Origin of the sequence: Actinacidiphila epipremni, assembly GCF_012034175.1 — a bacterium.
Taxonomy (GTDB): domain Bacteria; phylum Actinomycetota; class Actinomycetes; order Streptomycetales; family Streptomycetaceae; genus Actinacidiphila; species Actinacidiphila epipremni.
Genome location: NZ_JAATEJ010000029.1, coordinates 45,922 through 59,525, shown reverse-complemented (window position 1 = coordinate 59,525; position 13,604 = coordinate 45,922). Strand labels below are relative to the sequence as shown.

General features: G+C 73.2%; 9 protein-coding genes. 7 read left to right on the top strand and 2 right to left on the bottom strand.

The features are described 5' to 3' along the window. The first annotated feature begins 249 nt into the window (after positions 1-249). The 4 genes from HCN08_RS28780 to HCN08_RS28765 all read left to right on the top strand — a co-directional run bounded on the left by HCN08_RS28780 (position 250) and on the right by HCN08_RS28765 (position 5,490). A complete protein-coding gene (locus HCN08_RS28780; RefSeq protein WP_167986210.1) occupies positions 250-1,821 on the top strand; it encodes an SDR family oxidoreductase in 1,572 nt (523 codons plus the stop codon). A gap of 20 nt (positions 1,822-1,841) precedes the next feature. Next, complete coding sequence (locus HCN08_RS28775; RefSeq protein ID WP_167986258.1) at positions 1,842-3,194, top strand: cryptochrome/photolyase family protein; 1,353 nt, start codon at positions 1,842-1,844, stop codon at positions 3,192-3,194. 203 nt (positions 3,195-3,397) lie between these two features. Next, positions 3,398-4,507: an endo-1,4-beta-xylanase gene (locus HCN08_RS28770; protein WP_167986209.1), complete on the top strand. Its 1,110-nt coding sequence runs from the start codon at positions 3,398-3,400 to the stop codon at positions 4,505-4,507. 188 nt (positions 4,508-4,695) lie between these two features. Then, entirely contained in the window at positions 4,696-5,490 is a 795-nt protein-coding gene (locus HCN08_RS28765; protein ID WP_167986208.1) for a ferritin-like domain-containing protein, read from the top strand. Positions 5,491-5,563: 73 nt separating this feature from the next. On the opposite strand, the gene HCN08_RS28760 is transcribed toward HCN08_RS28765, so the two are convergent. Beyond that, on the bottom strand, positions 5,564-6,451 hold the full coding sequence (locus HCN08_RS28760; RefSeq protein ID WP_167986207.1) for an alpha/beta fold hydrolase: 888 nt from the start codon (positions 6,449-6,451) through the stop codon (positions 5,564-5,566). Between the two features lie 280 nt (positions 6,452-6,731). Between HCN08_RS28760 and HCN08_RS28755 the strand changes: the two genes are divergently transcribed. The 3 genes from HCN08_RS28755 to HCN08_RS28745 all read left to right on the top strand — a co-directional run bounded on the left by HCN08_RS28755 (position 6,732) and on the right by HCN08_RS28745 (position 10,455). Further along, complete coding sequence (locus tag HCN08_RS28755) at positions 6,732-8,219, top strand: sugar ABC transporter ATP-binding protein (RefSeq protein WP_167986206.1); 1,488 nt, start codon at positions 6,732-6,734, stop codon at positions 8,217-8,219. After that, on the top strand, positions 8,216-9,316 hold the full coding sequence (locus HCN08_RS28750) for an ABC transporter permease (RefSeq protein WP_167986205.1): 1,101 nt from the start codon (positions 8,216-8,218) through the stop codon (positions 9,314-9,316). The genes HCN08_RS28755 and HCN08_RS28750 overlap by 4 nt, the downstream gene beginning before the upstream one ends. 68 nt (positions 9,317-9,384) lie before the next feature. Beyond that, the gene (locus HCN08_RS28745) at positions 9,385-10,455 is read left to right on the top strand and encodes a substrate-binding domain-containing protein (RefSeq protein WP_167986204.1); all 1,071 of its coding nucleotides are present in this window, start codon (positions 9,385-9,387) and stop codon (positions 10,453-10,455) included. An 87-nt stretch (positions 10,456-10,542) separates the two neighbouring features. On the opposite strand, the gene HCN08_RS28740 is transcribed toward HCN08_RS28745, so the two are convergent. Beyond that, positions 10,543-13,467, bottom strand: coding sequence for a PQQ-dependent sugar dehydrogenase (locus HCN08_RS28740; RefSeq protein WP_206319364.1), 2,925 nt, complete (start codon positions 13,465-13,467; stop codon positions 10,543-10,545). Positions 13,468-13,604 lie beyond the last annotated feature (137 nt).

Genomic DNA, 13,604 nt, shown 5'->3' with positions numbered 1-13,604 from the left:
GCCGGGGGCGGGCGGGGCCGGGGACGCCCCCGGTCCGGCGCACCCGCCCCCGGCCACGGGTGGATTGCGCACTTCGGGTGATGTGCCGCCGGGGCGGTCGCCGGGCGCGGGCCGGCCGTGGTGTGCTGGAGCCGGCGGTGCGTCAGGGCCGGGCGCGGCGCCCCGCGCGACGGCGGCCCGGGACGGCCCCGCCCGGCCCGGAACAGCCCGGGACAGCCCGACCCCGACCGAGACAGCAGAGGTGCCGAGGTGAGCAGCGCGCCGGCGGAGCAGCAGGCGGGGCCGCGCTGCCTGGTGACGGGAGCGACCGGCTACATCGGCGGGCGGCTGGTGCCCGAGCTGCTGGACGCCGGCTACCGGGTGCGCTGCCTGGCCCGCACCCCCGTCAAGCTGCGCGACCAGCCGTGGGCCGGCCGGGCCGAGGCGGCGCGGGGCGACGTGACCGACCAGGCGTCGCTGCGGGCCGCGATGGCGGGCGTGGACGTCGCGTACTACCTGGTGCACTCGCTCGGCAGCGGCAAGGACTTCGAGCGCACCGACCGCGACGCGGCCCGGCTCTTCGGCGAGCAGGCCCGGGCGGCGGGCGTGCGGCGGATCGTCTACCTCGGCGGGCTCACCCCGCGCGGGGTGCGCGAGGACGAGCTGTCGCCGCACCTGCGCTCGCGCGCCGACGTCGGCCGGATCCTGCTGGCCTCGGGCGTGCCCACCGCCGTGCTGCGGGCGGCGGTCATCATCGGCTCCGGCTCGGCGTCCTTCGAGATGCTGCGCTACCTGACCGAGCGCCTGCCGCTGATGGTCACCCCCAGCTGGGTGCGCACCCGGCTGCAGCCCATCGCGGTACGGGACGTGCTGCGGCTGCTGGTCGGCTGCGCCGCGCTGCCGCCCGGCGTCAGCCGCGGCTTCGACATCGGCGGCCCTGACGTGCTGACCTACCGCGACCTGATGCGGCGTTACGCGGCCGTCGCCGGGCTGCCGCGGCGGGTGATCCTGCCGGTCCCGGTGCTCACCCCGCGGCTGTCGAGCCTGTGGATCGGCCTGGTCACCCCGGTGCCGGCCGCGGTCGCCCGGCCGCTCGCGCAGTCGCTGCGGCACGAGGTGGTCTGCCACGAGCACGACATCGCCGGCTACCTGCCCGACCCGCCCGGCGGCCCGCTGGGCGTGGACCGGGCGCTGGAGCTGGCGCTGCGCCGGGTGCGGGAGGCGCAGGTCAGCACGCGCTGGTCGTCGGCGGCGGTGCCGGGCGCGCCCAGCGACCCGCTGCCGACCGACCCGGACTGGGCGGGCGGCAGCCTCTACACCGACCGCCGGCAGACCGTGGTGGACGCCGGTCCGCAGGACCTGTGGCGGGTGATCGAGGGCATCGGCGGCGAGCACGGCTGGTATTCGCTGGGCATCGCCTGGGCGGTGCGCGGGCTGCTGGACCGGCTGTGGGGCGGGGTGGGGCTGCGCCGGGGGCGGCGGGACGCCGACCGGCTGCGGGTCGGGGACTCGCTGGACTTCTGGCGGGTGGAGGAGATCGAGCGCGGCCGGCTGCTGCGGCTGCGCGCGGAGATGCGGCTGCCGGGCCTGGCCTGGCTGGAGATGTGCGTGGACCGCGACGCGCAGGGCCGCACCCGCTACCGGCAGCGGGCGGTCTTCCATCCGCGCGGGCTGCTGGGGCACGCCTACTGGTGGTCGATCGTGCCGTTCCACGCGCTCGTCTTCGGCGGCATGGCCCGCAACATCGCGCGGGCGGCGGCGCGTTCGGCCGCCGCGGGTGCGGCGCGGCGGGAGGCGGGCGAGGCACGGGAAGCGGGCAAGGCGCGGGAGGCGGGCGGATGAGCCGGGCGGGCGGTGCCGGGGTGCGGCGGGCGGTGGTGCTCTTCACCGGCGACCTGCGGCTGCACGACCATCCGCCGCTGCGGGCGGCGCTGGCGGCGGCCGACGAGGTGGTGCCGCTGTTCGTACGGGACCCGGCGGTGGCGCGGGCCGGGTTCGCGGCGCCGAACCGGCTGGCCTTCCTCGCCGACTGCCTGGCCGACCTCGACGCGTCGCTGCGGGAGCGGGGCGGGCGGCTGGTGCTGCGCGAGGGCGACCCGGCCGAGCAGGTGTGCGGGGTGGCCGCCGAGGCGGACGCGGACGAGGTGCATGTGGCCGCGGCCGACAGCGGTTTCGCGCAGGCCCGCGAGGACCGGCTGCGGCGGGAGCTGACCGCGGCCGGGCGCCGGCTGCACGTGCACGACACGGTGGTCACCGCGGTGCCGCCGGGCGCGCTGACCCCGCAGGGCTCGGACCACTTCGCCGTCTTCACGCCCTACTTCCGGCACTGGTCGGGCTACCGGCTGCGGGACACCCTGCCGGCGCCGCGCACGGTACGGGTCCCGGACGGCGTGCGCTCGGCCCCGCTGCCCAAGGCCGCGCCGGGGCCGGTCCCCGGCGGTGAGAGCGAGGCGCGGCGCCGGCTGACGGGGTGGCTGCGCGGCGGCCTGGCCTCGTACGACCGCGGGCAGGACGACCTGGCGGGCGACCGCACCTCGCGGCTCTCGGCGCATCTGCACTTCGGGACGCTCTCGCCGGTGGAGACGGTGCACCGGGCGCGGGCGGTGGGCGGCGCGGGCGCGGAGGCGTTCGTACGGCAGCTGTGCTGGCGGGACTTCAACCGGCAGCTGCTCGCGGCGCGCCCGCGGGTGTCGGGCGCGGACTACCGCACCCGGCAGGACCGGTGGCGTACCGGCAGGGCCGCGCAGGCCGACGCGGCGGCGTGGCGCGAGGGGCGGACCGGGTATCCGGTGGTCGACGCCGGGATGCGGCAGCTGCGCGAGGAGGGCTGGATGCACAACCGCGCGCGGCTGCTGGTGGCGAGCTTCCTCACCAAGACGCTGTACGTCGACTGGCGGGTGGGGGCCGCGCACTTCCTGGAGCTGCTGGTGGACGGCGATGTCGCCAACAACCAGCTGAACTGGCAGTGGGTGGCCGGCACCGGGACCGACACCCGGCCCAACCGGGTGCTCAACCCGGTGGCGCAGGGCCGCCGGCACGACCCGGACGGCGCATATGTGCGGCGCTGGGTGCCGGAGCTCGCCGGGGTGGAGGGGGCGGCGGTGCATGAGCCCTGGAAGCTTCCGGAAGCCGACCGGAAGAAGTACCCGGACCGGCTGATCGAACTGTCCGACGGTCTGGCGCGCTTCCGGCAGGCCCGCGGCCTGGAGGGATGACCTCGCGGGCGATCCGGTGGGCGGGGCGGTAGCCGGGACGGCGGGGCGGGCCGCGGAAAGTCCCGGTATCCGATGGTGTCCGAAGTGTTGACCGGCCGGGGGTCAGGCCATAAGTTGCGTCCGCAAGTTGCGTAGTCGGTCCCGAAACATTCGAAGACCGTTGTGCCGGAACGACGCCGTTCCGCCTGCTCGAAGGACCCCCCATGAGGAAAATGACCCGTGCCGTCACGGTGGGTGCAGCCGCCGCCGGACTGCTGGCCGTCGTCGTGCCGAACGTGATGGCCAACTCCCCCGGCCACGAGCACCCCGCCAAGCCCGCCCCCGGCCACTCCAAGCCGGGCGGCTCCGACCCGGCGCCCCTGAGGGCCCTGGCGCAGAAGGCCGGGATACGCATCGGCACCGCCGTGAACTCCGACGCGCTGGCGGACGAGGCGCCCTACGAGGCGAAGGTCGGCTCCGAGTTCTCCTCGGTCTCGCCGGAGAACGTCATGAAGTGGGACACCGTGGAGCCCGCCCGCGGCACCTACAACTACACGCAGGCCGACGCGCTGGTGTCGTACGCGAAGGCGCACGGCCAGCTGGTCCGCGGCCACACCCTGGTCTGGTACAACCAGCTGCCGTCCTGGGTGACCTCGGGCGACTTCACCGCCGACCAGCTGCGGCAGGTGCTGCACGACCACATCACCAGCGAGGTCAAGCACTTCAAGGGCAAGATCTGGCAGTGGGACGTGGTCAACGAGGCCTTCAACGACGACGGTTCCTACCGCGACGACATCTGGCTGCAAAAGCTCGGGCCGAGCTACATCGAGGACGCCTTCCGCTGGGCCCACCAGGCCGACCCGAAGGCCGTGCTGTTCATCAACGACTACAACATCGAGGGCGTCAACGCCAAGAGCACCGCGGTCTACGACCTGGTCGCCAAGCTCCGCAAGGAGGGCGTGCCGCTCCAGGGCGTCGGCATCCAGGGCCACCTCGACACGCAGTACCCGGCGCCGCACGACATCGCCACCAACATGGCGCGCTTCGACAAGCTCGGTGTGCAGACCGCGATCACCGAGGCCGATGTGCGCATCCCGCTGCCCGCCGACAACACCGAGGTCGAGGCGCAGAACGAGGCGTACCAGACGCTGCTGGAAGGCTGCCTGCTGACCCGCAACTGCACCGACTTCACGGTGTGGGGCTTCACTGACAAGTACTCGTGGGTGCCGAGCACCTTCAAGGGTGAGGGCCAGGCGAACATCTTCGACGAGAACTACCAGCCCAAGACCGCCTACACCGCGCTCTCCCAGGACCTGCGGCTCGCCGGCCGCTGACCTTCCCGGCTCCCCGCCAGGTCCGGACCGGCGGCTCGGTCCGGACCTGGCGGGGCCGCCGCCCCACGGGACCCCGGGCGGCACCGCGTGCCCCGGACGGCCCAGCCGCCGGGGCCGTCGGGTTGCGGGGCCCGGTGGCCCGGCCTTGACTCGACGTGACACCCGGTGACGGCGAGAGGAGAGGCGCGATGCTGTCGGCGCGCAGCCTGTTCACGGAGATCCTCGACAACGACGAGTCCTTCCGGCTCTTCTGCTCCATCGCCGCGAGCGGTGAGACGCAAGGCGGCTGGGAGAACGGCCGGATCGCGGCCCTGGTGCCGCCGGCGCTGGCCGGGCTGGCCCCGAAGATCGCCCGGCACGGCGCCGACGAGGACAAGCACGGCCGGATCTTCAACGGCCTGCTGCACGGGCGCCACCTGGAGCCCGCCCCGGTGCCGGCCGACACCGACTACACGATGCTGCTGGAGCGCTCCGGCATCGGCCTGGCCCACTCCCGGCTCAAGGCCGACGAGCCGCTGGGCGAGCACGACATCGTCACCTACCTCGCGCACAGCCGGGTGACCGAGCAGCGGGCGTCGGAGCAGATGGCGCTGCTGCTCAGGCTGTTCGGCGACCACCCGGAGATCGGCCGCGCGGTGCGGCAGATCGCCCGCGACGAGGACAACCACCTCGCCTACTGCCACGAGGAGCTGCTGCGGCTGGCCCGCGCCGGCCACGCCCGCACCATCCAGCGCACCCTCAAGGACTGCGCGATGGCCGAGATCCGCATCTACCGCGACGTCAGCATCGCGGTGATGGCGCACATGGGCGAGATCCTGCGCTGGTCCCCGGCGAAGTCGGCGCTGCTGCGGGCGGGCATCAACGCCGTCTACGCGTACGAGCGGGTCGCCGGCTGGCGGCGGATGGTCTCGCTGACGATGCCCGGGCCGGAGCTGCGCAACGCGCTGGGCGGCGGCCCGGTCGCGGCCGAGGCCACCACCTGAGGTTCCTGCGGTTCCTGAGGGGTACGGTCCCGGGCCCGCGCGGGCGCGGGGCCGTACCGCCGGCTCGCGGACGTCAGCCGGCGGACGTCAGCTCGCGGATCGCGGCGGCCAGCGGGCCCGGCTGGTCCAGCGGGAGCAGCGTGTAGCTGTCGGGCACGACGACCAGCCGGGCCGCGGGGAGGTCGGCGGCGAGCCGGCGGCCGTGCTCGGGCGGCATGACGCGGTCGCCCTCGGCCCACACCACCAGCGCCGGCCGGCCGAAGGCGGGCAGCCGGGTGGCGGCGCGCTCCAGGGCGTGCCGGTCGGCGGCGATGCCGCGCAGCACCTTCACCGCGTCGCGCCGCACCTGCGGCCCGGCCAGCAGCGCGCGGGTCCAGCGGGCGGTGGCGGCGTCGCCCCGCCGGGTGAGCCAGCCGAAGGCGACCGGCAGCCGGCGCATCGGGCGCAGCCGCATCTGCTGCATGAACAGGCCGAAAAGGGCGGGCGGCAGCTTGCCGGCGAGCACCACGGTCTTCCCCGTCAGGCCGGGCGGGAAGTTGCCGTAGGCGTCGCAGGAGGCGAGCACCACCGCGCCGATCCGGCGCAGTGTGTCCTCGGCGCCCTCGGCGATGAGCAGCTGGACGAGGGCGCCGCCGGTGTCGTTGCCGACCAGGGTCACCTCGCGCAGGTCGAGGCGGTCCAGGAACTCCCCCACCAGGCGGGCGAGGCCGGCCGGTGAGAGGTCGGCGTCCTCGTGCGCGGGCCGGGTGTGCGCGCCCATCGGCAGGGTCGGCACCAGGACCCGGTGGCCGGTGCGCAGCCGCTCGGTCACCGCGTCCCACAGCGTGCCGTCCATCAGCAGTCCGTGCAGCAGGACGACGACGGGTCCCGTACCGCCGGTGTCCTGGTAGTCGACCGGCCCGGCGGACGTGTGGAGGGTGCGGGGGGTGGTCGGGGGAGTCGGAGAGGTCGCGGCGGTCATCGGCGTCAGCCCCTTGCGTCGGCGTATACACCGTAAACTATACACCGTACACATCGCCGTCCCGTACACGCCCCGGCACCGCCGCACCGCCGCCGCACGTCCGCCGCACGGCAACTGACGCGGCGTCGGTTTTCCAAACTGGTGCCGTCCTCACTCTTGCCCTGACTTGACCTGCTCATTAGTTTGTTCGCTGAACTGACGAACGAACGCTTTGTGCCCTTCTCGGCACGCACAGTTCTCCCCCTCCCTAGGTGGCGATGTGAGTTCTCCTCTGCTTCGAATGCGGGGAATTACCAAGGTCTTTCCCGGTGCCAGGGCGCTGGACGGCGTGGATCTGGAGGTCCGCGCGGGCGAGGTGCACTGCCTGCTGGGGCAGAACGGCGCCGGCAAGTCGACGCTGATCAAGGTGCTGGCCGGCGCCCACCAGCCGGACGGCGGCGAGCTGGTGTGGGACGGTGAGCCGGTCGTGCTGTCCGGCCCGACCGCTGCGATGCGGCACGGCATCTCGACCATCTACCAGGAACTCGACCTGGTGGACGGGCTGTCGGTCGCCGACAACATCTTCCTCGGCCATGAACGCGCCCGCTTCGGCCTGACCCGCCGCGGCGAGACCGCCGCCGCGGCCCGTGGACTGCTGCGCTCGCTCGGCCACCCGGAGATCGCGCCCGGCACCGGGGTGGGGAGCCTGTCCCCCGCGCAGCAGCAGATCGTCAGCATGGCGCGGGCGCTGTCCCACGACACCCGGCTGATGGTGATGGACGAGCCGTCCGCGGTGCTCACCCAGGACGAGGTCGGCAACCTCTTCCGGGTCGTCCGCGAGCTGACCGCCCGGGGCGTCGCCGTCCTCTACATCTCGCACCGCATGGCCGAGATCCGGGCGATCGGCCACCGGGTGACGGTGCTCAAGGACGGCCGCACGGTCGCCGCGGGCCTGCCGGCGAGCACCCCGACCGCGCAGCTGGTGGCGCTGATGACGGGCCGGGAGGGCGTGTACGACTTCCCCGAGCGCCCGGGCGCGGCCGGCGCCGGGGAGCGGGCGCAGGTGCTGCGGGTGGAGCGGCTGCGGCTGCCCGGCAGCTTCGAGGACGTCACCTTCACCGTGCACGCCGGCGAGATCGTGGGCCTGGCCGGGCTGGTGGGCTCCGGCCGCTCGGAGATCCTGCACGCCGTCTACGGCGCCCTGCGCCCGGCGTCCGGCACGGTCACCGTCGACGGCAAGGCGCTGCCGCCGGGCCGGGTGACCGCCGCGGTACGGGCCGGGGTGGGGCTCGCGCCCGAGGAGCGCAAGAGCCAGGCGCTGTTCCTGCACGACAGCGTGGTGCGCAACGTCAGCGTCTCCTCGCTGTCGCGCTTCGCCCGGTTCGGCTGGCTGGACCGCGGCCGGGAGCGGGCGGCGGCCACCGCGCGGGTCACGGAGCTGGACCTGCGCCCCGCCGACCCGTACCGCGCGGTGCGCACCCTGTCCGGCGGCAACCAGCAGAAGGCGGTGCTCGCCCGCTGGCTGCTGCGCGGCTGCCGGGTGCTGCTGCTCGACGAGCCGACCCGCGGGGTGGACGTCGGCGCGCGGGCGGAGCTGTACGCGCTGGTGCGGGCGCTGGCCGACTCCGGCGTCGCGGTGCTGTTCGTCTCCAGCGAGGTCCCGGAGGTGCTGGGCCTGGCCGACCGCGCGCTGGTGCTGCGCGAGGGCCGGGTCGTCCACGAGGCGGACGCCGCCTCGCTCAAGGAATCCGATGTGCTCGACCTGGTGATGGAAGGCAGCCGCCCATGAGTGACCGGACCACGCCCAGACCGGCCCAGGACCCCGGCGCGCCCGGTGCGGACACCGGGCCGGGCGCCGCAGTCACCGCGCTCCCCGGCACGCCGCCCCCGGTGAAGGCGCGCCCGGGCGCGCTGCGCGGGGCCGCCGCGGGGCCGGCGCTGCGCCGGCTGCTGCCGCTCGCGCAGGTGCACAGCCTCGGGCTGCTCGTGGTGCTCGTCCTGCTGGGCGTGGTCGGCACCACGACCTCGGGCAACTTCCTGACCGGCGACAACATCGTCACCATCCTGACCGGGGCGGCCGTCATCGGCGTCATCACGGTGGGCCAGACCTTCGTCATCATCGGCGGCGGCATCGACCTGTCGGTCGGCGCGATCGTCGCCGTGGCCTCGGTGTGGTGCACCACGGTCGCCACCCAGTCGCACGGCCTGGCCGGCATGCTCTTCACCGCGGTCGTGGTCGGCGCGGCGGTCGGGCTGCTCAACGGCCTGCTGATCGCGTACGGCAGGATCGTCGCCTTCATCACCACGCTGGCGATGATGGCCTCGGCCCGCGGGGTCGCCGAGCGCATCTCCGACCGGCAGTCCCAGGTCGTCACCGTGGACTCCTTCAACCGCATCGCCACCGACAAGTTCCTCGGCATCCCGCTGCTGGTCTACCTGATGGCCGCGATCGTGGTGCTGGGCTGGCTGCTGCTGAACCGTACGACCTTCGGCCGGCGCACCTTCGCCGTCGGCGGCAACCCGGAGGCCGCGCGGCTGGCGGGCATCGCGGTACGGCGGCACACCGTGCTGCTGTACCTGCTGTCCGGGGTGTGCTGCGGAGTCGCGGCGGTCATGCTCACCGCCCGTACCACCAGCGGCGCCAGCAACCTCGGCAACCTCTACGAGCTGGACTCGATCGCCGCGGTCATCATCGGCGGCACGCTGCTCGCCGGCGGGCGCGGCTCGCTGGTCGGGTCGATCCTCGGCGTCCTGGTCTTCACCACGATCACCAACATCTTCGTGCTGAACAACCTCACCACGGACATCCAGGAGATCGCCAAGGGGCTGATCATCATCGCCGCGGTGCTGCTGCAGCGCTTCCAGGGCGCCCGCTCGCCGGCCTGATCCGCCGCCCCTGCCCTTGTGCCCCTCCTCTTCCCGCACTTCCTCCTGCACCGAAGGGAAACACGCGCATGAAAGACTCCGGAGCCGGTTCGATCGGGCGCAGAAACATGCTGTTCGGCGCGGGCGCCCTGGGCAGCGGCCTGCTGCTGTCGGCGTGCACCAGCAACTCCACCGACGACGGCGCGGACCAGGCCGGCGTCACGGCCGACCGCCCCGCGGCGGGCTCGGCGGGCACGCCGGGCAAGCACGTCACCATCGGCTTCTCCGCGCCCGCCGCCGACCACGGCTGGATGGCGGCGATCACCAAGAACGCCAAGGCGCAGGCGGGGCGGTACACCGACGTCAGCTTCCAGGCGGCCGAGGGCACCAATGACGTCAACGCGCAGATCAGCGCCGTCCAGACGCTGATCGACAGAAAGGTCGACGTGCTGGTGGTGCTGCCCTTCGACGGCAAGGCGCTCACCTCGATCGGGGCCCAGGCGATGGACGCCGACATCCCGGTGGTCAACCTGGACCGGGTTTTCGACAACTCGCTCGCCTACCGCACCTGGATCGGCGGCGACAACTACGGCATGGGCGTCAACGCCGGGCAGTACATCGTCAGGACGCTCAAGGCCAAGGGGGTCGGCAAGCCGGTGATCGCCGAGATCGCCGGTATCGACAACCTGGACCTGACCAAGCAGCGCAGCCAGGGCTTCAAGGACGCGCTGGCCAAGGCGGGATTCTCGGTGAGCATCCGGCAGGCCGCGCAGTTCACCGCCGACAGCGGGCAGCAGGTGATGAGCAATGTGCTGCAGGCCCGCTCGAAGCTGGACGCGGTGTGGAACCACGACGACGACCAGGGCATCGGGGTGGAGGCGGCCGTCAAGCAGGCCGGCCGCAGCGAGTTCTTCATGGTCGGCGGCGCGGGCTCGAAGCACGCGATGCAGCAGATCAAGGCGGACAGCGGGGTGCTGAAGGCGACCGTGGTCTACCCGTCGAGCATGTCGGCCTCGGCGATCACGCTGGCCCGGCTCATCGGGCAGGGCAAGGGCGTGGGCGACCTGGTGGAGCAGGAGGTGCCGACGTCGATCACGCTGTTCTCCGCGACGGTGACGAAGGACAACGTGGACCAGTACCTGCCGACGTCCTTCACCTGAGCCGCCCGTCCCGCGGCACCGCGGCCCCCGCAGGGGCGTGCCCCGGACCTCCACGGGTCCGGGGCACGCCCTTGGGTGGCCGGCGCGTCACACGGTGGCCAGGTCGAACTCCTCCCATGGGCCGATGGCCGTGCGGTTGGCGATCAGCGGCTGGGCCCCGCCGCTCTCCGCCGTGACGTACTTGCCGTTGACGGTCGCCTTGAGGCTGACGCTGCCGTCGGCGTTGTGGACCAGCTGGAAGGTCTCCCAGGAGCCGGCCGTCGCCCGGTTGGCGATCAGCGCCGCGGCGCCGGCGTTCTCCGCCGTCACGTACTGGTTGTTCGCGTGGGCGCGCAGCGCGATGTTGCCGCCGCCGAGGTCGATCTCGTCGAAGGTCTCCCAGGGGCCGACGGCGTCGCGGTTGGCGATCAGCGGGGCGGCGCCGGCGTTGTCGGCGGTCACGAACTTGCCGTTGGCGTGCGCCTTGAGGCTGATGCCGCCGGTGCCTCCGGGGGTGCCCGGGGTGCCGACGCCCGCGCCGGTGAAGACCATCCAGTTGACGTTCATCAGCGCGCCGGGCCCGGTCTTGCCCGAGGGGTTGCGGGCGACGTAGTAGATCTTTCCGCTGCCGCCGGGCACATTGCCGAGGGCCGCGGTGACGTCGGTGTACGTCTGCCACGCGCCGGTGCCGGGCACGGTCGCGGTGCCGAGCAGCGGGCCGTTGGCGGCGTTCCAGCGGACCTCGATACGTCCGCCGGAGTTGGCCGAGGCGACCCGGAAGGTCACCGCGGTGGTGTTGTTCAGGGCGATGGGCGACTCGGTCCAGTAGTCGCCGTCCTCGATGAAGCCGATGTCCTGGCCGCCGCCGGCGCTGTCGGCGCCGTTCTCGACCGTGACACCGGGGGTGTCGGTGCCCTGGCCGTCGCTCGCCCGGCCGGTGTCGGTGAAGAACTCGGCCTGCTTGTGCTTGGGTTGCAGGGTGATCTGGGCGCGTCCGGTGAGCGGGGCCGCGCCGCCGGCGCCGCCCTTGTCGGTGTAGCTGGCCTCGATGACGTAGAAGACGTTGTCGCCGTCGCTGTGGCCGTTGGACAGCGTGGTGCTGACGGTGGCGCTGCACCCGGTGTACTGGTCGAGCGGGTGGCCGTGGGTGTCGTGGCCGAGGATGGCCTGGATCTTGACCTGGCCGCAGTCGACGGTGCCGTCCTCGGGGTCGGTGACGGTGACCGAGAAGCCGACCTTGTCGCCCCAGTCGAACAGCCCGCCGTTGGGCGGGGAGTTGATGGTGAGGGTGGGCGCGGTGTTGCCGGCGGTGACGGCCAGGCTCGCGGTCGCGGACTTGCCGGCGGCGTTGGTGACCGTCAGGACGGCGGTGTAGTTGCCGACCGCGGTGTAGGTGTGGCCGGGGTTGGCGGCGGTGGAGGTGGCGCCGTCGCCGAAGTCCCACGTGTAGGTGAGGCTGCCGCCGGCCGGGTCCTTGGAGCCGCTGCTGGAGAAGTTCACCGCGAGCGGGGCCGGGCCGCTGGTGCGGTTGGCGCTCGCCGCGGCGACGGGCAGGGCGCCGCCGTTGAGGTAGTCGATGCGGTAGATGCCGGCGTCGGCGTTGTTGCCGCCGTAGCCGGTGCCCCACTCGACCATGTAGAGGGCGCCGTCGGGGCCGAACTTCATGTCCATCGGCTTCTTGAACGCCACCGAGGGCAGGAAGGTCTGGATGTCGTCGACGCCGCTGCTGTCGGCCTTGACGTGGAAGGTGTAGACCTTGCTGGTGTTCCACTCGGAGAAGATCGCCTGGCCGTCCATGGCCTGCGGCCACTTGCGGTCGGAGTTGAGGGCGGCGTCGTAGCGGTAGACCGGGCCGGCCATCGGCGCGCCGCCGCTGAGCAGCGGGAAGTTGTTCGGGTCGGCGCTGTAGTGGTACCAGACGGTCGCCGGGGTGGCGGGCGGCAGCTTGGTCAGGCCGGTGTTGTTGGGCGAGTCGTTGGTGGGGCCGCCGGCGCAGTCGAAGGGCCGGCCGGAGGTCTTGGTGGCGAAGTTGTAGTCGATGTACGGGGTGTTGTTGCCGATGCAGTACGGCCACCCGGCGTTGACCGGCTTGGTGAGCAGGTCCCACTCGACGGTGTTCTGCGGGCCGCGCGCGGAGTCGGCCGCGCCGGCGTCGGGTCCGTAGTTGCCGACGACCGGGTTGCCGGTCTTGGCGTCGAGGGCCAGCCGGAAGGGGTTGCGGTAGCCCATCGCGTAGATCTCGGGGCGGGTCTTGGCGGTGCCGGGCGCAAAGAGGTTGCCGGCCGGGACGGTGTACGTGCCGTTGGCCTCGGGGTGGATGCGCAGCACCTTGCCGGACAGGCTGTTGGTGTTGCCGGAGGTGCGCTGGGCGTCCCAGTAGGCGCGGCCGGACTGCTCGTCGATCGGGGCGTAGCCGTCGGAGGCGAACGGGTTGGTGTTGTCGCCGGTGGAGAGCCAGAGGTTGCCGTTCTTGTGGTCCATGGCCATGCCGGCGCCGTGGTGGCAGCACTCGGCGCGCTGCACCGGGACCTCCAGCAGCACCTTCTCGCTGGACATGTCCAGGGTGGAGCCGTTGACCGTGAAGCGGCTGAGCCGGTCGACGCTCGCCGCGGACGGCGAGTAGTAGACGTACAGCCAGTGGTCGGTGGTGAAGGCCGGGTCGAGGGCCATCGCGAGCAGGCCGCTCTCGTTCGCGGTGAAGACGTCGAGGTGGCCGGCGGTCACGGTGGTGCCGCCGGTGTTGATGATCCGGACGTCGCCGAGCATGTCGATGAAGAAGACCCGGCCGTCGGCGGCGATGTCCAACTGGAGCGGGTTGCCGCCGGAGTTGTTGAGCAGCACCTTCTGGAAGCTGCTGTCGGGCACGCCGGCGACGGCCGGTGCCGCGGCGGCGGGGTGCGGGGCGGCGGCGTCCGCGGGGGCGGTGGTGAGCACCGCGAGGGCCGGCAGTGCGAGCAGCGCCACCAGCAGCGCGAGCCAGGCGCGCAGGCGCCGGCCCGGCCGGGGGCGTGGTCGTGGGTCTACGGGCAGCACGGGGGTCTCCTCGGGAGGGGAAGGGGAGCGGGAGGTCGTTCGGTCATGCGGTCGCTCTGTCGTTCTGTCGCTCTGTCGCTTGGGGCAGGTCATGGGCATGACAGCTCGGCACGGCCGCGGATGGCGGGTGCGGGCGT